The organism is Microbacterium sp. NRRL B-14842, assembly GCF_050470785.1.
Genome location: NZ_JBFLUM010000012.1, coordinates 1 through 22,981, shown reverse-complemented (window position 1 = coordinate 22,981; position 22,981 = coordinate 1). Strand labels below are relative to the sequence as shown.

The window sequence follows — 22,981 nt, the reverse complement described above, 5'->3', positions numbered from 1 at the left end:
GCTGCTCATCTCGCAGATGGCGGCGGGCCGCAAGAACGCCCTCACCCTGGAGCTGCACGGGACGCGGCAGAGTCTGCGGTTCGAGCAGGAACGGCCGGAGGAGCTCTGGGTCGGCATGCGGGAGGAGTCGCGGCTGCTGCTGCGCGACCCCGCCACGGCCGACCCGGAGTCCGCCCGGCTGCAGCGCGTCCCCGCCGGGCACGCCATGGGATACCAGGACGCCTTCAACGGCTTCGTCGCGGACGTCTATGCCGCGATCGCGGGCGACGTGCCCGACGGTCTGCCGACGTTCGCCGACGGCCACCGTGCGGCGGTGCTGACCGAGGCCGTGCTCGATTCCGCCGCCCACGAGGGCCGCTGGACGGAGGTGCCGGCATGACCGCGACGACGACGCAGCCGGTGCTGCAGGTGGCCGGGATCCGCAAGGCGTTCTTCGGCGTGGAGGTGCTGAAGGGCATCGACTTCGACGTGCGACCGGGGGAGGTGCACGGCTCGTCGGCGAGAACGGTGCAGGCAAGTCCACCCTCATGAAGATCATTGCCGGCGTGCAGCCGGCCGACGAGGGGACGATCGCCTACCGCGGCGCGGAGGTGCGCCACGCGCACCCCCGGCAGGCGATGGACGCCGGCATCGTCACGGTGTTCCAGGAGTTCACCCTGCTCCCGGAGCGCACGGTCGCGCAGAACGTCTACCTCGGCCGGGAGCCACGGCGCGCGGGACTCATCGACGTGCGGGCGATGAACGAGCGCACCGCGGAGCTGCTCAGCGACCTCGGAGTCTCCTTCATCGACCCGCAGGCCCGGGTGGGCTCGCTGACGGTGGCCGAGCAGCAGATCGTCGAGATCGTGAAGGCGCTGTCGTTCGATGCGCAGGTGATCTCGATGGACGAACCGACCGCGGCGCTCAGCGACCGCGAGGTGGAGCTGCTGTACGCGATCATCCGCCGGCTCACCTCCCGTGGTGTCGCCGTCATCTACGTCTCCCACCGGTTGAAGGAGATCTTCGACCTCTGCGACAGGATCACGATCCTCAAGGACGGCGCCCTCGTCTCCACGGACGAGACCGCGGCCCTGACCACCGACGAGCTCGTGCGCCGGATGGTGGGCCGGTCGATCCAGTCCTACTTCCCCGACCCGGTCGCCGGCACCGTGGTCGGCGCGCCCCGGCTCGAACTGGACGGCTGCGGGAACGCCTATGTGGACTCGGTGTCGCTGACGCTCCGTGCCGGGGAGATCGTCGGGGTGGCCGGGCTCCAGGGCTCCGGACGCACGGAGCTCGTGGAGGGGGTGTTCGGCATCCAGGCCTTCACCCGCGGCGCCGTGCGGATCGACGGCGAGCCGGTGCGGATCACCGGGCCGCGTGCGGCCGTGCGCGCCGGACTCGCCCTGGTCTCGGAGGACCGCAAGGCCCAGGGGCTCGCGCTGGGGCAGTCGATCCTCGACAACGCCCTGCTCGTGGTGCGGAACGTGTTCGCCGGACGCACCGCGGCGTCGCGCCGGGAGGTGCCGGGAGTGCTCCGCACGCTGGAGGTGTCCTCGCGCGGTCTCGACCAGGAGGTGCGCTTCCTGTCCGGCGGCAACCAGCAGAAGGTGGTGCTGGCCAAGTGGCTGCTCACCCAGCCGCAGATCGTGCTCTTCGACGAGCCGACACGGGGCATCGACGTGGGGGCCAAGTACGCCGTCTACCAGCTCATGCGCGAGCTGGCGGCGCAGGGGAAGGCCGTGCTCATGGTCTCGAGCGAGCTGCCGGAGGTCATCGGCATGAGCGACCGCATCCTCGTCATGCACGACGGCGAGCTCGTCGCCGAGCTGCCGGCCGGTGCGGCCGAGCACGAGATCCTCGCGGCGGCCACCGGCGCCGACCGCGGTCCTTCGACGAACGGGGGCGCGCGATGAGCCGCCGCACCGGAGCCCGTCTCCGCATCGATTCGACCGTCATCGTGCTGGGCATCCTGCTGCTGGCCCTCGTCGTCGGCGCGATCCTCGTCGCCACGGTCGGTCGCAACTTCCTCAGCCCGGGGAACATCCGCGACATCCTGACCGGGATGAGCGTGCTCGGCCTCGTGGCCATCGGGCAGACGCTCGTGGTGCTCGGCGCCTCGCTCGACCTGTCGGTCACCTACGTCATCAGCCTGTCGAGCCTGCTCGCGGCGACGATGATGGCCGGGAACGCCGGCAACATCCGCTCGCGGTGATCGTGACGCTCCTCGTGTGCGCGGGGATCGGGCTCGTGAACGGGCTCATCGTGACGGTGCTCAAGGTCAACGGCTTCATCGCGACGCTCGGCGTCGGGCTGATCCTCCAGGGCATCCTCAACACGAACTTCGAAGGCTCGGCGGGCGAGGTCCCGTGGGCGTTCCAGCTCATCGGCGCGACCGGCGTCGGACCGATCCCGGTGTCCACGCTCATCATGATCGCGCTCGCCGTGCTGGTCTGGGTGCTGCTGAACCGCACCCGCACCGGCGCCCATCTCTACGCCGTCGGCGGGGACCCCGAGACCGCGCGGCTCAGCGGCGTGCGCACCCGCCTGCCGCTGATCTGGGCGCACGTGCTGTGCTCCGTGTTCGCGGGGCTCGCCGGACTCCTGCTCGCCAGCCGTCTCGGCGTGGGCAGCCCGACGGTCGGTCAGCAGGGCGGCTACGCACTGCTCTCCATCGCCGCGGTCGTGCTGGGCGGCACGCTGCTCCTCGGCGGGCGCGGCTCGATCTGGGGCACCATCGGCGGCGTCGCCATCCTCGCCGTCGTCGACAACGTGATGAGCGTGCTGCAGGTGAACCCCTTCCTCAAGGATGTGGTGCGCGGCATCGTCATCGTCGCCGCCGTCGCCGTCTACAGTCGGCGGGCCGTCGTGCGCCGCCGGCCGCGCTTCGGGGCCGGCGGCACGCGCACCGGGGGAGACGACGCCGCGAAGGCGGCCGAAGGGGACATGGCGGTGGCGGCCGCCGAACTCGCCGATCCGACCATCGAGGTCGCCGCCGTCGACAGCGCAGGGGATACCGCCTCCGTGCGGGAAGGAGGACGCTCATGAACGCGCTGCGCACGCTCGTCAGCCCCCGCGGGGCGGTCTTCCTGCTGCTCGTGATCCTGCTCGTCGCGGTCGCCGTGCTCAACCCGAGCTTCGCCGAGCCCGGCCAGTTCATGCGATACCTGCAGCGCGTCGCGCCCATCGCGATCGTCGCGATCGGGCAGTACTTCGTGATCATCGCCGGGGAGTTCGATCTCTCCCAGGGGTCGCTCATCACGGCGCAGGTCATCATCGCCGGCAACCTCGTCGGCCAGGACGACGCGCGCACCCTCCCGGTGCTGCTGCTCATGGTGGTGTTCGGTATCGTCGTCGGGCTCGTCAACGGCGTCCTCACGACGCTGCTCAAGGTGCCGTCGTTCATCGTGACGCTGGGCATGATGCTCGCCCTGCTCGGCGGCGTGATGTGGTGGACGGGCGGCGCGGCCACGGGCAACCCGGCCGACAGCTTCCGCGAGATCGGCCGCGGAGGGATCCGCGACCTCCCCGTGCTGGAGTTCCTGCCCTGGGCCGTGCTGCTGCTCGCCGCGTGGCTCGCCCTCGGCATCGTCATCACCAAGCGCCCGCTGGGCAAGACCCTCATCGCGATCGGCGACAACGCCCGCGCCGTGGACTACGCCGGTGCCCGCCGGGCCTGGGTCACGACACGCGCGTTCGTGTTGTCCTCCCTCTCGGCCACCCTCTCCGCCGTCCTGCTGGTCGGGTACGCGGGGGTGCACCCGTCCGTCGGCCGGGGCTACGAGTTCACCGCGATCACTGCGGTGGTGCTCGGCGGGGTCGTGCTGGGCGGAGGTCGAGGCTGGATCGTCGGCGCCGTGGCCGGAGCGTTCGCGCTGGAGGCGCTGTTCCTGCTCCTGAACATCGCGGGCGTCCCCTCCACCCTCCGTGACGCCGTGCAGGGCGTCATCATCATCGCGGCCGTCGCCTATGCGGGTGTCGCCTTCCGAGCCCGCCGCCGGCGCGGTCCCAGCCGACGGACGTCCATACCGCGGGGACTGAGAACGCCGAGAACCGCAGCACCGCATCAAGCCCTACAACCAGAGGAGATTAGCAATGCGACGATCGATGAAGATCGCCACCGCAGGGGTGGCCCTCTTCGGCCTCATCGCGCTCGCCGGGTGCACGACCGACCCGTCCGTGGCGCCGGCGGAGTCGGAGAACCCCGAGGAGTCGGCCGAGACCACCGAGTGGTTCGACCAGGAGCTCTTCGACAAGCAGGACGAGGAGCGCGGCGTCGACCCCCAGGGCCCCGCCGACCAGCCCTACCTGCAGCACATCAACGCCGAGATGGTCGACACGTCGGAGTTCGCCAGCACCGGCGCCAAGAAGGCCTGCTTCGCGAACGCCTCGATCTCGAACCCGTGGCGGCAGACGGGCTGGATCACGATGAACGAGCAGCTAAAGGTGCTGCAGGAGTCGGGCGCGATCAGCGAGATGGAGACCCGCGACGCGCAGGACTCCGACGACACCCAGATCGCCGACATCGACTACTTCATCTCCGAAGGCGAGTGCGACGTCTTCCTCATCTCCCCGAACAGCACGGCGGCGATGACCCCCGCGGTCGAGCGGCGTGCGAGACGGGCAAGCCGGTGGTCGTGTTCGACCGCGGCGTGAACACCGACTGCCCTGTCACGTTCATCCACCCGATCGGCGGATTCGCCTGGGGCATCGACACCGCGGAGTTCCTCATCGACAACCTCGAGGAGGGCGACAAGGTCGTGGCTCTCCGGATCCTCCCCGGTGTCGACGTGCTGGAGCACCGCTGGGCCGGAGCCGAGAAGCTGTTCGAGGAGGCCGGGATCGAGGCCGTGGACCACTTCACCGGAGCGGACCCCGCCGAGATCAAGAGCATCATCAGCGACGAGCTCGCCAAGGGCGACGTGCAGGGCATCTGGATGGACGCCGGTGACGGCGCCGTCGCCGCCATCGAGGCCTTCGAGGATGCCGGGGCCGACTACCCGGTGATGACCGGCGAGGACGAGATGAGCTTCCTGCGCAAGTGGAAGGACACGGGCCTCACCGGCCTCGCCCCGGTGTACTCGAACTTCCAGTGGCGCACCCCTCTGCTCGCGGCGCAGATGATCTTCGCGGGCGAAGAGGTGCCGAAGGAGTGGGTGCTCCCGCAGAAGCCGATCACCGAGGCCGAGCTGGACGACTACCTCACGGCGAACGACGGCATGCCCGACGGCCACTACGCCAAGTTCGGCGGAGAGGACCTTCCCGGCTACCCGACGGTCTGGCAGGAGCGCCAGATCCCGTGACCCCGTGTGCTCCCGCCCTTCCGCTCCGCCTGAGGCGAGTGGGAGGGTGGGAGCACCCGCACGATCAGAAGGACAACGATGCCCCGCACGATCGCCGTCAACACCTGGGTCTGGACGTCTCCGCTGACGGACGACACCCTGGAGCCGCTCGCCCGCACGGCCGCCCGGATGGGCTACGACGCCCTGGAGCTGCCGCTGGAGAGCTTCGGTGACTGGGACCCGCTCCGGGCCCGGGCCGTGCTGGACGGCCTCGGCATGGGCGCGGTCGTGGTCGGGGCGATGGGACCCGGGCGCTCGCTGCTCGCGCGCGCCGGAGACGTCGCCGCCACGCAGGACTACCTCCGCGCCTGCCTGGACGCCGCGGCCGTCCTCGGGGCCGCGGTCGTCGCCGGGCCGTTCTACGCCCCGACCGGCGTCACCTGGCGCATGGACGAGACGGAGCGGGCGGAGGTCGTCGGCGAGCTCCGGGACAACCTCGCCCCCCTCGCTCGCGAGGCCGCCGCGATCGGCGTGACGCTGGCCGTCGAGCCGCTCAACCGCTACGAGACCAGCGTGCTGAACACCGTGGCGCAGAGCCTTGATGCGCTGGCGCCGCTGCTCGGTGCCGGGGTGGGGCTGGCCCTCGACACCTACCACCTCAACATCGAGGAGAAGCGTCCCGCCGACGCGGTCCGGGCGGCGGGCGCCGCCATCGCGCACGTGCAGGTGTGCGGCAGCGACCGCGGTGCCGTGGGCGACGACCACACCGACTGGCCGGAGATGCTCCGCGCGCTCGACGACGCCGGCTACCGCGGCGTGCTGGGGCTGGAGAGCTTCACGGGCGAGAACGCGACGATCGCGGTCGCGGCCTCGGTGTGGCGACCGCTCGCGGCCAGCCAGGACGATCTCGCCGCCCGCAGCATCGCCCACCTGCGCGCCCTCGGCGCCTGAACCCCCGCGATACGAGCACCCGCGATACGAAGGAGTATCCATGAGCAGTCACCCGGTCACCCTGTTCACCGGCCAGTGGGCCGACCTGCCGTTCGAGGAGGTGGCCCGCCTCGCCGCGCAGTGGGGCTACGACGGGCTGGAGATCGCCGCGTCCGGCGACCACCTCGACCTCCGCCGGGCCGATGAGGACGATGCCTACGTCGCCTCCCGCCGCGAGATCCTCGACCGGCACGGACTGCGGGTGTTCGCGATCTCCAACCACCTCGCCGGGCAGGCGGTGTGCGACGACCCGATCGACTTCCGGCACCAGGGCATCCTGCGCCCGTACGTCTGGGGCGACGGCGCGGCCGAGGGTGTGCGGCAGCGGGCGGCGGAGGACATGACGCGTGCGGCCAGGGTGGCCAGGAAGCTCGGCGTCGACACCGTCGTCGGCTTCACCGGGTCGTCGATCTGGCCTTATGTCGCGATGTTCCCGCCGGTGCCGGAGACGGTGATCGCCCAGGGGTTCCAGGACTTCGCCGAGCGATGGAATCCGATCCTCGACGTGTTCGACGGCGAGGGCGTGCGCTTCGCCCACGAGGTGCATCCCGGGGAGATCGCGTACGACTACTGGTCGAGCGTCCGCGCCCTCGACGCGATCGACCACCGCGACGCGTTCGGCTTCAACTGGGACCCCTCGCACATGATGTGGCAGAACATCGATCCCGTCGGCTTCATCGTCGACTTCGCCGACCGGATCTACCATGTCGACTGCAAGGACACCCGCCTGCGACCGAGGAACGGCCGTGCCGGGGTGCTCGGCTCGCATCTGCCGTGGGGCGACCCTCGGCGCGGCTGGGACTTCGTCTCCACCGGCCACGGCGACGTGCCCTGGGAGGACGCGTTCCGCGCGCTCGATGCGATCGGGTACGACGGCCCGATCTCGATCGAGTGGGAGGACGCCGGCATGGACCGCCTGCACGGCGCCCCCGAGGCGCTCGGTTTCGTGCGCTCCCTGCTGTGGCCGCAGCCCGCGGCCGCCTTCGACGCCGCGTTCCGCCACCAGTGACGGGACGGCAGGCGACCGGCCGTGCTCAGGGCTCCCGCAGGCGGACCAGGCGCTCGTGCCCGGTCTCCTCGAGCTCGGCGATGTCGTCGCGCGACTTGAGGAAGTCGGAGAAGGACCGGTAGCCGAGGGCCTTCTCGCTGAACGACGGGTCCATGCGGCGCATGTGCGTCTTGACCGCGGAACTGTGCAACCACTCGTCGGCATCCGCCTTGTCGTGGCCGAGGCGCAGGGCGCGCTCCAGGAGCCGCGTGGCCTCGCCCTGGTCGTCGATCTTCTCCTCGACCTTGGGCTCCTCGGCAGCGGCCTTGGCCTTGGCCTTCGTGCGGGACTTCGACGCGGTCTTGGGCTTCGGGGTACCCGCGTCCGCGGCGGCCGGGGCGGACGGCTCCGCCGGGGCCTCGACCACCGGAGCGACCGCGGGCTGTGCTGCCTTCGCCGGACGCGCCACGCCCGGAAGCGAGTCGTACGACTCGAACTCGTCGCAGGCCGCGGCGAGCGACTTCGCCGTCGACCCGGCCACGCCCACCCCGATCACGTACCGGCCGAGGCGCTTGCAGCGCTGGGCGAGCGGCACGTAGTCGCTGTCGCCGGCCACGATGACCACATGGGTCAGGTCCGGAAGACGGAACATGTCCTCGACCGCATCGACCGCCAACCGGATGTCCGCGCCGTTCTTGGCGTACGCCGCGGCGGGGAAGAGCTGGACGAGATCCACCGCGCGGGCCACGAGCTGCGACCGGTACTCGGCGTTGACCGGCGACGACCAGTCCGCGTACGCCCTGGTCAGCACGAGGGTGCCGAAGGACGCCGCGTAGTCGATGATGGCGCCGACCTCGATCATCGCCCGGCTCAGCCGCTCGGCGACCTCGGGGTCGTTCGGGTGCTCCGTGATGCGCTGGCGGTCCTTGCCGTAGGAGTTCCGGCCGTGGACCCGGTCGTACCAGGAGATGACGATGTTGTCGAAGTCCAGGTACACCGCCACGCGGGCGTCGGTCGTCTCAGCCACGGTCGTCCTCCTCGCCGGGGTAGCGCACGCCGATCTGCGCGCGGATCTCGTCCAGGGCGCCCATGATGGCGACGCTCTCCGCGATGGGGAGGACGTCGCCCTCGAGGAGACCGTCGCGGACGAGGCGCTCGGCCGCGAACGCCTGGTACTGCATGCCGCGACCCTCGACGGACGAGACGTACTCCTCCTGCACCGTCCCGTCCGGCAGCACGAGACGGAACGAGGTGGGGGCGTACCAGACCCGGTCGATGTCGATGCGGGCCTCGGTGCCGACGATGCTCGCGGCGTTGGGGCCGGCGCCGCGCGAGGAGGAGAGCGTCGTGGAGATCGCCCCGCTCTCGTGGACCATGACGGTGGCGACCTCGGAATCGGCTCCGGTCTCGACCAGACGCCCCACCGCGCGGACGGTGGTCGGTGCGCCGAGGACATCCCAGACGAAGGAGATCGGGTAGATCCCCAGGTCGAGCAGCGCCCCGCCGCCCAGTTCGAGGGCGTTGAGGCGGTGGGCGGGGTCGGTGGGCAGCTGCTGCGTGTGGTCGGCGCTCACGGTGCGGATCTCACCCAGGGCGCCGTCGGCGAGGAGCTCGCGGATGCGGACCATGTGCGGCAGGTACCGGGTCCACATCGCCTCCATGACGAGCAGCCCGCGCTCGGCGGCGAGCCGCTGGAGGTCCGCGGCCTGGGCGTGCTCGAGCGTGAACGCCTTCTCGACGAGGACGTGCTTCCCGTGCTCCAGGGCGAGCCGGGCGTTCTCGTGGTGCATCGGGTGCGGGGTGGAGACGTAGATGATGTCGACGTCGGGATCGGAGACCAGCGCCTCGTATGACGGATGCGCGTGCGCGATGTCGAAGCGCGCGGCGAAGGCATCGGCCGACTCCTGCGAGCGTGAGCCCACGGCGACGAGGTCGAGGCCGGCCGTGCGCAGATCGGATGCGAAGGCGCCGGCGATGCCGCCGGTCGCGAGGATTCCCCAACGAAGTCCAGTCATCCTCTCAGCGTAGAGGGTGGCGCGTGTGACCGTCTGTGACATCCGGTGACCTCCGGCTTCCTCCCGGTGGCCGGGGTGGAGGCGGCGGTCCTACCGTGTCGGCATGACGGAACCCCTCGTGATCGGCGCCATGGTGCGCACCCTCGGCGCCTACCCCTCCGGCTGGCGGTATCCCGGAGCCCACCGCGACCCCGCGGAGGACGCGGACATCCTGCGCCGCATCGCGCGGGAGGGGGAGGACGCAGGTCTGGACTACCTCTTCTTCGGCGACTGGCTGGCGACCGGACCCGACCTGGAGTTCCGCGACCCCTACCTGCTCGCCCGCATCGACCCGCTGAGCGCGGTGCTGTTCCTCGCCGGGGTGACCTCGCGGATCGGTCTCATCGCGACGGTCAACACCACCTATGCCGATCCGTACGCCACGGCGCGGGCGCTGGCCTCCCTCGACGTCCTCACCCACGGCCGGGCCGGGATCAACCTCGTCACCGGCGCCGAGCCGCGTGCCGCGGGCAACCACGGCCGTGACGCCCACGCCGACACCGAGACCCGCTACGACCGGGCCGAGGAGTTCGTCGTCGCTCTGCGCCGGCTCTGGGACTCGTGGGACGAGGACGCCTGGATCGCGGACGCCGAGCGCGGCGTGCTCATCGACCCCGAGGGGCTGCGCGCGGCCGAGGTCACGGGCGCACATGTGCGGGTCGCCGGTCCGCTCAACGTCGCGCGTCCGCCGCAGGGGCGCATCCCGATCGTGCACGCGGGGACCTTGCCGCGGTCGCGGGCGCTCGCCGCGACCGCCGCCGATCTCGCGCTCATCGCCGCGCCCACACTCGCCGATGCCGTGACCACGCGGCGGCTGCTGAAGGACATCGCCGCGGACGCGGGGCGCCCGGCGGAGGAGCTGAAGGTCATCGCCCCGGTGCTGCCCGTCGTCGCGGACTCGGACGCCGGGGCGCACCGGATCGTCCGGCGGCTGCTGGAGCTCGTGCCGCTCGCTGAGGGGGTGCAGCCCGATCGCGTCGCGTTCCCGCCGAACCGCACGGTGGATTCCCTCGCCGACGCACTGGAGGTGGCCGCCGACGACCCGCTGCGTGCCGCCGCCTTCGACGCCCCGGTGACGGCCGCCGAGGCGCTCCGGCTGGGGGAGCGGGGTGCCGCGCTCGTCGAGCGACTCGCGCGGATCGCCCGGCTCGCGGTCGGGGCGGAGGCGGCAGTGACCTGGCGGCATCTCGTCGCCGCGCACGCCGTCCCCGCGGCCTTCGTGGTCGGCGATGCCGGCACGATCGCCGACCACTTCGAGAGCTGGCGCGACGTGGGCGCCGCCGACGGCTTCAACGTCCTCTCGGCATTCCAACCCGCGCAGTTCGAGGCCTTCACCCGCCTCGCGGCCCCCGAGCTCCGCCGCCGTGGCCTGCTCCGCGCGGCGGAGGAGGCCGGCCAGGACGACCGGCGTGAGACGCTGCGCGACCGCCTCCGTGTGACGTCGCGTGTCGGCGCGTGACCACGGGTGTCGTCTCGCGACACCCGGAGTCCGCCGCCTCGCCCCCGTGCCCTGCCGCTTCCTACCGTGAACACCACCTGCACCCCCTCCGCACCCGAGACCCCGTCTTCCGAATCCGAGGAGTCCCCCGCATGAACCGCCGCCTCATCCGCACCGCCGCCGTCGCGGTCCCGCTCGTCCTGGCCGGCAGCCTCGCCGCCTGCGCCACCTCGCCCGCCCCGGGGAACACTCCGGCCGACGCGGGGGACCCGCTCTCCGGCGGCACCCTGACCTACCTCGAGCACCAGGCCTACACGAACCTGTACCCGCCGCAGGCCGGCTTCTACCCGAACGGCGGCATCGTCAACAACATCGCCGCCCGGCTCACCTGGCAGAATCCGGAGACGCTCGAGATCGAGCCGTGGATCGCCGCGGAGTGGACTGTGAACGACGACGCCACGGAGTACACCTTCGATCTCAACCCGGACGTGACGTTCTCGGACGGCACGCCCGTGGACGCCGCCGCCGTCGCGAAGAACTTCGACACCTACGGGCTGGGCGACGCCGAACGCGGGCTCACCGTCTCCGAGGCCATCAACAACTACGCCGGCAGCGAGGTGGTGGACGAGGACACCGTGACGTTCCGCTTCAGCGCGCCGTCGCCCGGCTTCCTGCAGGCGACGTCGACCATCAACTCGGGGCTGCTGTCCCCGGAGACGCTGGACGGCACGATCGAGGATTTCGGCGCCGGCAACGCGGAGGAGATCATCGGCTCCGGTCCCTTCACCGTCACCGACGAGAAGCTCGGCACCGAGTACACCCTCACCGCCCGCGACGACTACGCCTGGGGCCCGGGCAGCGCCGAGAACGACGGTCGTCCCTACCTCGACGCCGTGCACGTGCTGGTGACCCCCGAGGACTCCGTCCGCATCGGGTCGCTGCTCGCGGGCCAAGCCGACTACGTCCGCTACGTCCAGGCGTTCGACGAGGACCGCGTGGAGGGGGCCGGCTTCACGCTGTACGCGCCGCAGACCCGCGGCTGTGAACAACTCGATCGCCCTCCGCCCGGAGAACCCGCTGCTGTCCGACATCCGCGTGCGTCAGGCGATCATCGCCGCGGTCGACGCGCAGGAGGTCGTCGACACCCTGTTCACCGAGAACTACCCGGTGGCCACGTCGGTGCTGTCCTCCCAGGCAGCGGGATACAAGGACGAGTCCGCGCACTACGCCCACGACCCGGAGAAGGCGGAGGCGCTGCTCGACGAGGCGGGCTGGAAGCCCGGCGCCGACGGCATTCGCGAGAAGGACGGCGAGCGGTTGTCCATCACGGTCTACGAGGCCAAGCCGCAGCCGCTGTCGAAGCAGACCCTGGAGCTCGTGGCGCAGCAACTCGCGGCGGTCGGCGTCGAGCTCACCGTCAAGCCCGGCGACGCGGGCAGCTACGCGGAGGACACGCGTGATCCCCTGAAGACGGGGTTCTACCACTCGATGGTCGGCCGTGCGGATCTCGACGTGATCAAGAGCCAGTACTTCACGAAGAACCGCGACGTGCTGATCTCGCAGGATGCGACGCTCGACGAGCTGCTCCTCGCCGTCGCCTCCGAGCCGGATGCCGAGAAGCGGGTGGCCGCCTCCCAGGCCGTGCAGGACTACATCGCGGAGCAGGCGTACGTGATCCCGCTCTTCGAGGAGCCGCAGGTCTACGGCGCGGCGACGTACGTGCACGGCGTCGCGTTCGAGTCGGTTGGCCGCCCCACGTTCTCCGGCGTGTGGCTCGCGGAGCACTGAGGACCACGGTGACCCCATGACCTTCGTCCTCCGACGGGCCGGGCAGGCCGCGATCGTGCTGATCGCGGCCTTCACGGCCACGTTCTTCCTGCTGCAGCTGCTGCCGGGAGACGCCATCCTCATCAAGTTCTCCGACCCGAGCCTGGGGCTCTCGCCGGAGCAGCTCGACGACATCCGCGCGACCTACGGCGCCGACGTGCCGTGGGGGGAGCAGTATCTGCACGCGGGGCTCGGCTTCCTCGCCGGCGACTTCGGCTACTCGACCCAGTACGGCACCCCGGTCCGGACGATGCTCGCTGAAGCACTGCCCGCCACGCTGCTGCTCGCGGCGCTCGGGCTCCTGGTCGCCGTCCTGCTCGCGGTGCTGATCGCGGTGCTCTCCTCGCTCGCGCCCTTCGCCTGGCTGCGGGACGGTCTGCGGCAGGTGCCGGGACTGTTCGTGGCGGTCCCTGTGTTCTGGCTCGGGATCCTGCTCATCCAGGTGTTCTCGTTCGGGCTCGGATGGGTGCCGATCGTGGGGGCCGATCCGATCAGCGGCCTGATCCTCCCCGTCCTCACGCTCGCCGTGCCGATCTCGGCGCCCCTCGCCCAGGTCCTGGTCCGATCCATCGACCGCGTGCAGGCGCAGCCGTTCGTGACCGTGGTGCGGGCGAAGGGCGCGCCGCCGGCGTGGGTGCTCGCGCGGTCGGTCGCGCGCAACGCCGCCGTCCCGACCCTCACCATCGCGGGGGTGCTGTTCGGAGAGCTCGTCGGAGGAGCGGTGGTCACCGAGACCGTCTTCGGCCGCACCGGCATCGGACGCCTCACGGAGCAGGCCGTCGCGAACCAGGACATCCCGGTGCTGCAGGGAGTGGTGCTCCTGTCGGCCCTGGGGTTCGTGGTGATCAGCTTCGCCGTCGACCTCGCCACGCCCCTGATCGACCCGCGGCAGCGGCGGGCGGCCCGCGCCGCCCGGTCGCGCCCCGTCCGTCCCACTGCCCAGAAGGTGCCCGTATGACCGCTCCCATGATCGCGGAGACGTCGGTCGAGACGTCGGGTGCCCCGCCCGCGCCGTCCGCCCCGGCGCCCGTCTCCGCATCCCGTCCGCGACGGCGTTCGCGCGCCTGGGGGCTGTACCTCGCGTTCGCGGTCGTCGCCGTGGCGGTGCTGTGGGCGGTGATCCCGGGGGTCTTCGCGCCGGGCGATCCGCTGACCGGCGTGCCCGCCGACAAGCTCCTGCCGCCGAGCGCCGCGCACTGGTTCGGGACCGACGCCCTCGGCCGCGACCTCTTCGGCCGGGTCGTGCATGGCGCGGTGCACTCCCTGTCGGGTGCGCTCATCGCCGTGACGGTAGGCCTCGCGCTCGGCACGCTCCTCGGAGCCGTCGCCGGCGCGACCGGCGGTGTCGTGGACGACGTGCTGATGCGGATCGTCGACGTGCTCCTGGCCATCCCCGGGCTGCTGCTGTCGCTCTCCGTCATCATCCTGCTCGGCTTCGGAACGGTGAACGCGGCGATCGCCGTGGGACTCGGCAGCGTCGCCGCCTTCGCCCGGCTCATGCGCGCCGAGGTGGCGCGGGTGCGCCGCACCGAGTACGTCGAGGCGGCGTACGGCAGCGGCGGCACCTTCGTCGCCGTGCTGCGCCGGCATGTGCTCCCGAACGCCCTCACCCCGATCATCGCGCTCGCCGCGCTGCAGTTCGGCACGGCCATCCTCGCCATCTCCACCCTCGGCTTCCTCGGCTACGGCGCGCCGCCGCCCACCCCCGAGTGGGGCCTGCTGATCGCCGAGGGGCGCAACTACATCGCGACCGCCTGGTGGCTCACGGCGCTCCCCGGCCTCGTGGTGGTCGCCGTCGTGCTCAGCGCCAATCGCATCAGCCACCGGCTCGGAAGGAGCGCCCGATGACCGCGCCCACCCCCGTCCTCACCGCGACGGACCTGCGGGTCTCGTACGCCGCCCGCGAGGTCGTGCACGGCCTCTCCTTCGCCATCGCGGAGGGGGAGACCCTCGCCCTCGTCGGCGAGTCGGGCTCCGGCAAATCCACCACGGCGCACGCCCTCCTCGGCCTGCTGCCGGAGGGCGGACGGGTCGAGGGCGGGCGCGTCCGGCTCGGGGACCTCGACATCTCCGGATGGTCGGATCGGGCGTTCCGCGGCATCCGCGGCTCGGAGATCGGGCTGGTCCCGCAGGATCCGACGACCTCGCTCGACCCGGTGCGCCCCGTCGGCGTGCAGGTCGCCGAGGTGCTGCGTCTGCACGGGCATCGCGACCGTCGTTCCCGGAACGCCCGCGTGCTCGAGCTGCTCGACCGCGTCGGGCTGGACGACCCCGATCTGCGCGCGCGACAGTATCCGCACGAGCTCTCCGGCGGGATGCGGCAGCGGGTGCTCATCGCGGCCGCGATCGCCCTCCGCCCTCGGCTGCTCATCGCGGACGAGCCCACCAGCGCCCTCGACGCCACGGTGCAGCGCCGGGTGCTGGATCTGCTGGACGAGCTGCAGCGCGAGGACGGCACGAGCATCCTCCTCGTGACGCACGACGTCGGCGTCGCCGCGGACCGGGCGGCGCGGATCGCGGTGCTGAAGGACGGCCGGATCGTGGAGCAGGGGCCGAGTGCGCAGGTGCTCGCGGAGCCGGAAGACCCGTACACGAGGCAGCTGCTCGCCGACGCGCCCGCCTTCACGACCGGCTTCCGGCGTCCGGACGCGCCGCCGTTCCTCCGGGACGCCGCGGCAGTGGCCGCCGAGAAGCCCTACGAGATCGTGGCTGCTGGCCTCGTCAAGGAGTTCCGGGTCGCGGGTCGTGAGCGCTTCCGGGCGGTCGACGACGTCTCCTTCCGGGTGCGGCGCGGGACGACCCATGCGCTGGTCGGCGAGTCCGGATCGGGCAAGTCCACGACAGCGCGCCTGGTCACGCGCTTCCTCCGTCCGGACGCCGGGACCGTGGAGCTCGCGGGGGAGGACGCGACGGCCGTCGAGGGGGCGCGACTGCGTGCGCTGCGCCGACGGATCCAGCTCGTGTACCAGAACCCCTTCGCCTCCCTGGATCCACGGCAGCAGATCGCCGACATCGTGGCCGAGCCGCTGCACAACTTCCGCATCGGCGGCGGTCGGAGCGTCGGGATCGTGCGGTCGCCCTGCTCGAGCGCGTGGCGCTGCCGGCGGATGCGGCCCGTCGCACGCCGAGCGAGCTCTCCGGCGGGCAGCGGCAGGGGTCGCGATCGCTCGTGGCGCTCGCCGTCGACCCCGAGATCCTCGTGCTCGACGAGGCGGTGTCGGCGCTCGACGTGACGGTGCAGGCGCGCATCCTCGAACTGCTCTCCGCGCTCCAGGCCGAGCTCGGACTCACCTACCTCTTCATCTCGCACGACCTCGCGGTGGTGCGCCGCATCAGCCACACCGTCTCCGTGATGCACCGCGGGCGCGTCGTGGAGGAGGGGCCGACCGAGGAGCTGTTCCACGACCCGCAGCACGAGAACACCCGGGAGCTGCTGGCCGCGGTCCCCGGCCGAACGGAGATCCTCGCATGAGCGCCCCCACCCCTCGCCCCACCGTCGCATTCTTCACCCGGCTCCTGGACGATGCGTCTCCGAACGACCGCTACCGCTCGCCCTGGCGCAGATCCAGCACGCCGAACGGCACGGCGTGGGGAGGGCCTGGGTGGCACAGCATCATTTCCGGGCGGCGGAAGGCGGGCTGCCCTCGCCGCTCGTCTTCCTCGCGCACGCGGCGGCACGCACCTCGGGATCCGGCTCGGCACCGGGATCATCACCTTCCCCTCGAAGACCCGGTCCGGGTGGCCGAGGACGCCGTGGTGGCCGACCTGCTCGCGGACGGGCGGATCGACCTCGGGCTCGGCAGCGGCGGCACCCCGTCGTCCTTCACGCCTTCGGGAGGACGTGCGCGACAAGGGGCCCACCTACGACCGCAAGCTGGGCGTGCTGCTCGACGCTCTCCAGGCCGCGACGTCGGTGCGGGGAACACGCTGTATCCGGACGCGGGGTCGCTGGCCGCAGCGGATCTGGCAGGCGACGTTCTCGGCACCCGGCGGTCATCGAGCAGGCGTCCACGGTCATGGACTGCTGCTGTCCCGCACGCAGCCCCGCCCCGGCGAACGTCTGCACGCCCCGCTGTCCGCCCTGCAGGACCCGATCATCGACGCCTACCTCGACGCGCTCCCCGCCGGCGCGACGCCGCGGATCACCGCCTCCCGCACCGTGTTCGTGGCGGACGACCGCGCCGAGGCGCTCCGGTTCGCCGAGGTCGGTCTACGGCGGGCGGCCGAGGGCTTCCGGCGGCAGGGCCAGACGATCCCCGGCGACGGCATCGACGACCTCATCGCCGCTCTCGACACGCACCTCGGCACCCCGGAGGAGGTCGCCGCCTCGCTCGCCGCCGACACCACGCTGCACCGCGCGACCGAGGTGGCGTTCCAGGTGCACTCGGTCGACGCGCCGCACGCCCACGTTCTGCGCTCGATCGAGCTGTTCGCGACGGAGGTCGCCCCGGCCCTCGCTACGCGCTCACGCCGCCGGATCCGAGACCACCCACACGCCCGAGAACACCCCCACCGTGAAGGAGAACGCATGACCGCCGACATCGTCGACCAGCTGACGGGGGTGACGCGGGAGCTGGATGCGCTGCGTCGTCGCCGTCCCGTGACCAGGGAGCAGCTCCAGGCGAGCTTCGACGCGCTCTTCCACCCGGTATCCGCGGAGCATGTGTCTCTCGCAGAGCGCGCGCTCATCGCGGCGTTCGCGACCGCGCTCGCCGGTGCCGACGACCCCACGGCGGCGTTCTACGCCCGGAGGGCCCGCGAGATCGACCCGGAGCGCGCCGCGATCGTCGCCCGGGAGGCCGGAGCCGCCGCGACCACGGGACCATTCGGCGCCTACACCGAGCGCGGGCTGGAGGCCGAGAGTACCGACGGCACTCGCTACCTCCCGGATGAAGCGGCATCGGCTGCCGTGGGGGAGCGTCTCGCGACCGCTCTCGCGCACACGCACCTGCTGGTGTTCCGTCCCCGCGAGGCATCCGGTGCCGACCTCGGCCGCCTGCACGACGCCGGCTGGTCGACGGACGGCATCGTGACGCTGTCGCAGCTCGTGTCCTTCCTCGCCTTCCAGCAGTGGGTCGTCACCGGCCTCCGCGTGCTTCAGGAGGCCGGACTCACCGCCGCCGACACAGCGACCGCGACCGCCACCGACACCGACACCGAGGAGGAGGCCGCATGACCGCCGCCGACACCGTGCTCCGCCACGACGCCGCCCCCTATCCGCACGCCTTCACGCGCGCCGAGGTCGGCTGGACACCCCACCTCGCGCCCCTGGCGGAGGAGGATCTGACCCCGCGGCACCTCGACGGCCTCGTCGACGCCGCCCGGGCGAAGAACGAGTACTTCCGGCTGCTCGCCCGCGACCCCGAGGTGCTGCGCGCGCGCACCCTCGTCGACAAGGACATCTTCTACAACGCCGCGGAGGGCCTCCCACGGGCGGAACGGGAGCTGCGGCCACCGCCGCCTCGCGCCGCAACGGCTGCGTGTTCTGCGCCTCCGTGCACTCCCGGTTCGCGGCGCACCACAGCAAGCGGCCGGAGGACGTCGACGCGCTGCTCGCCGAGGGCGTGGACGCGGATCTCGGGGAGCGCTGGAACGCGATCGTCGCGGCAGCGGTCGCGCTGACCGACACGCCTCGCGCGTTCGGTCCCGCGCACATCGCGCGCCTCCGTGCGGCCGGACTGGACGACCTGGAGATCGCGGACGTCGTGCACGGCGCGGCCTTCTTCAATTGGGCGAACCGGCTGATGCTCTCGCTCGCCGCCCCGTCGCGCCCGCCTGACCGACAGGGAGGTCGTCGCCGGATGCGCTACCGTCGCATCATGACAAGCCGTCTGCGGCGCCGAAGCCTCCCTGTCGTTGGCTTCGTCGCTGCGGCCGCCATGTTCGTCGGGTGCGCGCCGAGCATCGAGAACCTCGTGCGGGTGAGCCTCGCGGATTCCATCGAAGACGCGCAGGACAGCATGTGGGAGCACCGCGGCAAGATCGTCACGGACCCGGAAGTGACCATCGCCGAACTCTCCCTCGCCTCCGACCTCCGAGACGGAACCGACGAGCTCGACGGCAACCCGCTCAAGCTCCTCGACCTCGACAAGAGGGACGACAGCACCACCCTGACACTCCTCGCACTCGGTGACGCGCAAAACGGGCGGTGGCTGGTGGTACGAGCAGCGCCAGGGGGCGGTGTGCTTCACCCTGACCTTTCCGCGAGGCGAAGAGATCGTGGAGACAGGCCCCGCGGACTGCCCGGACATCCCGGAACTGGACGGCATCGAGGACGTCGTCCCGCTCGAAGAACTCGATGTCAGAATCACCGCCACCAAGGCCGACTACCCTGACTCGGTGTGCCAGTGCTACAGCGGCAGTGAGTGCGACTGCCCCGGAGGCTAGGCGATCGGGTCGGAGCCCGTCGTGGCCGCAACCCCGCTCCGGTGCCACCCTGATCCCTCAGGGAACGAGGATGATCTTCCCCGAGGCGGCGCCGGTCTCCATGAGCTCATGGGCCCGCGCCGCCTCGGCGAGGGGCAGCTCCGGTGCTCCGAGCAGAAGCACTACGATCCGAATGTGACGTCTCAGAACCAGCTCGACGCCGGGGTGCCTGGTTCACCACGCCAGGTGGCCGCGGCCGAGACCGAACGGCATTGGCTCCTGTTGGCGGCGCAAGTCTTCCTCACCGGCTTGACCACGTATGTCGCGATAGCGATCTGGTCGACCACCGCGGCCGGGTACACAGAGGGCTTGCAGATCGTCGGATTCGCGGTCCTCTCCACTCCGCTTACGATCCTGGCGTTCCTGATCGGGCTGCCTCTGCGTATCGTGCCGAGGGCACGTCGGTGGTGGGTTCGATACGCGGGGTGGTTCTTCGCCTTGTTCGGAATCGCTGCGGGCGGCATGCTTCTGTCCTACGTCGTCGGCGATGCAGGACCGGTTCGCTATGCCCAGAGTGGATGGCCTGTGAGTGACGGCTATGCACCGGACGCGCGACTCTTCGCGCCATCCCTTGCTGTGCTGGCGTTCGCGACATGCATCTTCGCCTCCCACCGCGCCGGAAGCCGAAAGCCGCCTGACCGATCAGTGTCTCCTGGCCGCGGCAGAACCCGCCGAACGCCGCGTGCGGGGTGACGCCCGACGCTGTCAGGGTTGGGGTCAGGGGACGAGGATGATCTTCCCCGAGGCGGCGCCGGTCTCCATGAGTTCATGGGCCCGTGCCGCTCGGCGAGGGGCAGCTCCGGGCCGAGCTCGATGGTGAAGTCGCCCGCGGCCAGGAGGTCCACGGTCTTCTGCAGCGCCTCGGCGCGCCACTCCAGCTCCTGCGGCGTGAGCGGCTCGGGGACCCGCCGGAGAACGCCCGGATGCCGAAGTCGGCGGCGTCGGGACCGCGGACGATGGTCGCGATGCGGTCGCGGTCCGCGACCAGGGCGAGGGAGGTCTCGATGGCCTCGTCGGTGCCCGCACAGTCCAGGACGACGGTCAAGGGGGAGGGGGCCGCCGCGCGGACGCGGTCGAGCAGGCCGTCGCCGTAGGCCACGGGGATCGCGCCGAGCTCGCGGAGCTGGTCGTGCCGGGCGGGGCTCGCGGTGGCGATCACCGTCGCGCCCCAGGCGACCGCGAACTGCACGGCGGCCTGGCCGACCGAGCCGGATCCTGCGTGCACGAGGAGCACGTCGTCGGCCGTCACGGCGAGCGAGCGGAGGGACTGGTAGGCGGTGCCGGCCGGGATGCCGATCGCCGCACCCTCGGCCGCGTGACGGCGTCCGGGAGCTTCACGAGCTTGTCGACCTCGACCGCGATGGCGGAGGCGTAGGTCCCGAGCGTGTCGCGGATCGCGACGCGGTCGCCGACCTCGAACCCGTCGACGCCCTCGCCCAGCACCTCGATCACCCCGGCACCGTCGAATCCGACCGGACGCGGTTCGGTGATCGGCGCAGACGGGCGCTTGCCGCCACGGAGCTTCGCGTCGATGGGGTTGGCACCGGCCGCCTCGATGCGCACCAGCGCCTCGCCGCGGACGGGCACGGGGTCAGGCACCTCCATCAGGTGGAGGACAGCGGGGATCCGAACTCGGTGTAGACGATCGCGCGGGCCATGCCCTCAGGCTACCCGGCGGGGGTCACTTCCCCGCGAGCGCCTTGGTGATCCGCTGCGGCGACACCGGCTGCGCGGTGCCGAGACGCTGAGCGAAGACGCTGACCCGGTACTCTCCAGCAGCCAGCGCACCCTCGACGATCGCGGGGGGAGCGTCGGGCGCGAGGGGGATCGTGCCGCCGGCGTCCGCGAACAGCACCGCCATCCGCTCGAACTCCGTCATCCGTGCGCGGTCCTTGCCCGGCTCGTTCGCCAAGGTCTTCAACCGGTCGATCATGCCGTCGAGGTACCGGGGGAAGTGGGCGAGCCGGTCGACACCCGCGGCCGCGACGAAGCCGGGGTGCAGCAGTCCGGAGAGCTGGGTGCGGATGTCGTTCAGCGGGCCGAGCAGCGCCAGCGAGTTCTGGGACTTGATGCCGCGCTCCACCTCCCGCGCCTTCGTGAGGATGCGGGCGACGAGGGAGACGCAGGCGAAGAGCTCGTCGACGAGCACGGCGGACACGGCGTCGCGGACCCGGGGCGAACTCGGCCTCGGTGCGCACGACGCCACGGTCCTGGCCGTCGGCGCCGGTCGACGCGTCGATCACGCGACGGGCGACGGCGGCTCGGCAGTCCTCGATGAGCGCGGCCGCCGACGGATAGGGCGAGGCGGCGAGGGCGAGCTTCTCCTGGCTGGTGAGGTGCTGCTGCACGTACGAGGACGGCGAGGGCACCGCGAGCAGGACGAGACGGAGCACGCCGTCGCGCGTGGCGGCGGCCGCGGCGTCCGGAGTCGCCTCGACCCGCACCGACACGCTCTTGCCGGCATCGACGATCGCCGGATACCCGCGGACGACGCCGCCCGCGACCTTGGTGTCGATGACCGCCGGGAGGTCGCCGAACGTCCACGCCGTCAGCCCGGTCTGCTCGACCGGAGCCGCGCCACGCGCTCCGCCCCGCGCGGCCCCGGTGCCTCCGCACGCCCGGGGCGGGCGATGGAGCGGGCGACGCTGCTGCGCGCGCGGTCGGAGAGCTCGGCCTGCAGCGCCCGGAGATCACGCCCTGACCCGACCACCCGTCCCCGCTCGTCCACGGCGCGGAAGTTCATGCGCAGGTGCGCCGGCACCCGCTCGTCATCGAAGTCCGCGGCCGTCACCACCTGGTTCGCGAGCGGCTGCACGAGCCGCGCGAGCGCTTCCTTGAGGGTGCGCGGGGGGAGGCCGCCGTGCACCTCCGGACCCTCGTCGGCCAGCGCCGCCCCGAACTTCTCCGCCCAGTCGGCGGCGGGGACGACGTGGCGGCGGATGGCCTTGGGCAGCGCGCGCAGGAGTCCGGTGACGAGCTCGGCGCGGAGCCCCGGCACCTGCCAGTCGAAGCCGCGATCCTCGATCTGGGCGAGCAGCGGTAGCGGCAGCACGACGCTCACGCCGTCATCGGGGGCACCCGGCTCGAACCGGTACGCGAGGCCGAGCACCTGGTCGCCCTGCGTCCACCGGGTCGGGAACTCGCGCTGGTCGGCGCGGTCCTCGTCGTCGATGAGGTCGCTCTCGCGCATCACGAGCAGCTTCGGCGTCGTCGTCAGCGCCTCGCGCCACCACCTCTCGAACGACCGCACGTCGAACACCTCGGCGGGGATGCGCTCGTCGTAGAACCGGAAGACGGCCTCGTCGCCGGCCAGGATGTCGCGGCGCCGCTCACGCTCCTCGAGCTTCTCCAGGCGGCGGCGGAGCTCGGCGTTGCTGCGCCAGAACGCGCTGACCCGTTTGTCGATCCGGGACGGGTCCCACTCGCCCTCGACGAGCGCATGACGGACGAAGAGCTCGCGCGAGGCGGCCCGGTCGATGCGGGCGAACTGCACGCGCCGGCGCGGGATGATCTCGACCCCGAACAGCGTGACCTTCTCGAACGCCACCGCGGCTCCGGCGTCCTTGGACCAGTGCGGCTCGGTGACCTGACGCTTCGCGAGGTCGCCGGCGAGGGGCTCGGCCCAGGCGGGGTCGATGGCGGCGACGGTGCGGGCGAAGGTGCGGGAGGTCTCCACGATCTCGGCCGCCATGACCGCCCGGGGGCTCTTCTTGCGCAGCCCCGAGCCCGGGAAGATCGAGAACCGGATACCCCGCGCGCCTCGGTACTCCGTGATCCGGCGGCGGGCGTCCTTCGCGGGAGAGTGGGCCTTCCCCGCGGGGGCGGTGCGCTCGTCGAGGACGCCGATCTGCGACAGCAGGCCGGACAGCAGCGCGCGGTGGATGGCATCCGGATCGGCCGCGCCACTCGGCTCCGCCCCGCGATCGGGGCTCTTGACGAGCGTCCGGAGCTGCCGATGCACGTCGAACCACTCGCGGACCCGCACGTAGTTGAGGTG

General features: G+C 71.9%; 18 protein-coding genes and 6 pseudogenes. 18 read left to right on the top strand and 6 right to left on the bottom strand.

What is annotated here, in order from left to right; genetic code table 11:
• The 9 genes and pseudogenes from AB1285_RS17865 to AB1285_RS17825 all read left to right on the top strand — a co-directional run.
• Positions 1–379 (top strand): annotated as a pseudogene (locus AB1285_RS17865) (gfo/Idh/MocA family oxidoreductase); the annotation flags it as partial.
• Positions 376–531, top strand: a complete 156-nt coding sequence (locus AB1285_RS17860) for a hypothetical protein (protein WP_429977575.1) — start codon at positions 376–378, stop codon at positions 529–531. The pseudogene AB1285_RS17865 and the gene AB1285_RS17860, both read left to right, overlap by 4 nt.
• A complete protein-coding gene (locus AB1285_RS17855) occupies positions 528–1,895 on the top strand; it encodes a sugar ABC transporter ATP-binding protein (RefSeq protein WP_429977574.1) in 1,368 nt (455 codons plus the stop codon). Before AB1285_RS17860 ends, AB1285_RS17855 begins: the two co-directional genes overlap by 4 nt.
• A complete protein-coding gene (locus AB1285_RS17850) occupies positions 1,892–2,194 on the top strand; it encodes a hypothetical protein (protein WP_429977573.1) in 303 nt (100 codons plus the stop codon). The genes AB1285_RS17855 and AB1285_RS17850 overlap by 4 nt, the downstream gene beginning before the upstream one ends.
• Positions 2,191–3,027: an ABC transporter permease gene (locus tag AB1285_RS17845; RefSeq protein WP_429977572.1), complete on the top strand. Its 837-nt coding sequence runs from the start codon at positions 2,191–2,193 to the stop codon at positions 3,025–3,027. The genes AB1285_RS17850 and AB1285_RS17845 overlap by 4 nt, the downstream gene beginning before the upstream one ends.
• Positions 3,024–3,884 (top strand): annotated as a pseudogene (locus AB1285_RS17840) (ABC transporter permease); the annotation flags it as partial. The gene AB1285_RS17845 and the pseudogene AB1285_RS17840, both read left to right, overlap by 4 nt.
• A gap of 190 nt (positions 3,885–4,074) precedes the next feature.
• Positions 4,075–5,282 (top strand): annotated as a pseudogene (locus AB1285_RS17835) (substrate-binding domain-containing protein).
• A gap of 78 nt (positions 5,283–5,360) precedes the next feature.
• Positions 5,361–6,212: a sugar phosphate isomerase/epimerase family protein gene (locus AB1285_RS17830; protein WP_259951467.1), complete on the top strand. Its 852-nt coding sequence runs from the start codon at positions 5,361–5,363 to the stop codon at positions 6,210–6,212.
• A gap of 40 nt (positions 6,213–6,252) precedes the next feature.
• Complete coding sequence (locus tag AB1285_RS17825; protein WP_370428427.1) at positions 6,253–7,260, top strand: sugar phosphate isomerase/epimerase family protein; 1,008 nt, start codon at positions 6,253–6,255, stop codon at positions 7,258–7,260.
• Between the two features lie 25 nt (positions 7,261–7,285).
• Here the strand turns inward: AB1285_RS17825 and AB1285_RS17820 are convergent, their stop codons facing one another.
• Both AB1285_RS17820 and AB1285_RS17815 read right to left on the bottom strand, forming a co-directional pair.
• Positions 7,286–8,266, bottom strand: a complete 981-nt coding sequence (locus tag AB1285_RS17820) for an NYN domain-containing protein (RefSeq protein ID WP_292793529.1) — start codon at positions 8,264–8,266, stop codon at positions 7,286–7,288.
• The gene (locus tag AB1285_RS17815; RefSeq protein WP_370428428.1) at positions 8,259–9,254 is read right to left on the bottom strand and encodes a Gfo/Idh/MocA family protein; all 996 of its coding nucleotides are present in this window, start codon (positions 9,252–9,254) and stop codon (positions 8,259–8,261) included. The genes AB1285_RS17820 and AB1285_RS17815 overlap by 8 nt, the downstream gene beginning before the upstream one ends.
• 103 nt (positions 9,255–9,357) lie before the next feature.
• Here AB1285_RS17815 and AB1285_RS17810 point away from each other — a divergent pair, with 103 nt between their 5' ends.
• From AB1285_RS17810 to AB1285_RS17775, 8 genes and pseudogenes are all read left to right on the top strand, one after another.
• On the top strand, positions 9,358–10,752 hold the full coding sequence (locus AB1285_RS17810) for an NtaA/DmoA family FMN-dependent monooxygenase (RefSeq protein ID WP_370428429.1): 1,395 nt from the start codon (positions 9,358–9,360) through the stop codon (positions 10,750–10,752).
• Between the two features lie 131 nt (positions 10,753–10,883).
• A pseudogene (locus tag AB1285_RS17805) lies at positions 10,884–12,519 on the top strand (TIGR04028 family ABC transporter substrate-binding protein).
• Positions 12,520–12,535: 16 nt separating this feature from the next.
• Positions 12,536–13,516, top strand: coding sequence for an ABC transporter permease (locus AB1285_RS17800; RefSeq protein WP_370428431.1), 981 nt, complete (start codon positions 12,536–12,538; stop codon positions 13,514–13,516).
• The gene (locus AB1285_RS17795; protein WP_370428432.1) at positions 13,513–14,406 is read left to right on the top strand and encodes an ABC transporter permease; all 894 of its coding nucleotides are present in this window, start codon (positions 13,513–13,515) and stop codon (positions 14,404–14,406) included. The genes AB1285_RS17800 and AB1285_RS17795 overlap by 4 nt, the downstream gene beginning before the upstream one ends.
• Positions 14,403–15,715, top strand: a pseudogene (locus AB1285_RS17790) (ATP-binding cassette domain-containing protein); the annotation flags it as partial. The gene AB1285_RS17795 and the pseudogene AB1285_RS17790, both read left to right, overlap by 4 nt.
• 12 nt (positions 15,716–15,727) lie before the next feature.
• Positions 15,728–16,030 carry an ABC transporter ATP-binding protein gene (locus AB1285_RS17785; RefSeq protein WP_429977576.1) on the top strand — a complete coding sequence of 101 codons (303 nt, stop codon included), beginning with the start codon at positions 15,728–15,730 and terminating at the stop codon, positions 16,028–16,030.
• A 369-nt stretch (positions 16,031–16,399) separates the two neighbouring features.
• Complete coding sequence (locus tag AB1285_RS17780) at positions 16,400–17,734, top strand: CMD domain protein (RefSeq protein WP_429977571.1); 1,335 nt, start codon at positions 16,400–16,402, stop codon at positions 17,732–17,734.
• A gap of 319 nt (positions 17,735–18,053) precedes the next feature.
• Complete coding sequence (locus tag AB1285_RS17775) at positions 18,054–18,893, top strand: peroxidase-related enzyme (protein WP_429977570.1); 840 nt, start codon at positions 18,054–18,056, stop codon at positions 18,891–18,893.
• A 109-nt stretch (positions 18,894–19,002) separates the two neighbouring features.
• On the opposite strand, the gene AB1285_RS17770 is transcribed toward AB1285_RS17775, so the two are convergent.
• Complete coding sequence (locus tag AB1285_RS17770) at positions 19,003–19,107, bottom strand: zinc-binding dehydrogenase (RefSeq protein WP_280565730.1); 105 nt, start codon at positions 19,105–19,107, stop codon at positions 19,003–19,005.
• Positions 19,108–19,119: 12 nt separating this feature from the next.
• Between AB1285_RS17770 and AB1285_RS17765 the strand changes: the two genes are divergently transcribed.
• Entirely contained in the window at positions 19,120–19,677 is a 558-nt protein-coding gene (locus tag AB1285_RS17765; protein ID WP_429977569.1) for a hypothetical protein, read from the top strand.
• A gap of 73 nt (positions 19,678–19,750) precedes the next feature.
• Here AB1285_RS17765 and AB1285_RS17760 read toward each other — a convergent pair whose 3' ends face one another.
• The 3 genes and pseudogenes from AB1285_RS17760 to AB1285_RS17750 form a co-directional block, all read right to left on the bottom strand.
• Positions 19,751–20,233 (bottom strand): zinc-binding dehydrogenase, encoded by a 483-nt coding sequence (locus AB1285_RS17760; RefSeq protein ID WP_429977568.1) that lies wholly within the window; start codon positions 20,231–20,233, stop codon positions 19,751–19,753.
• Positions 20,230–20,583 carry an alcohol dehydrogenase catalytic domain-containing protein gene (locus AB1285_RS17755; protein ID WP_429977567.1) on the bottom strand — a complete coding sequence of 118 codons (354 nt, stop codon included), beginning with the start codon at positions 20,581–20,583 and terminating at the stop codon, positions 20,230–20,232. The genes AB1285_RS17760 and AB1285_RS17755 overlap by 4 nt, the downstream gene beginning before the upstream one ends.
• 82 nt (positions 20,584–20,665) lie before the next feature.
• Positions 20,666–22,981, bottom strand: a pseudogene (locus AB1285_RS17750) (DUF3418 domain-containing protein); the annotation flags it as partial.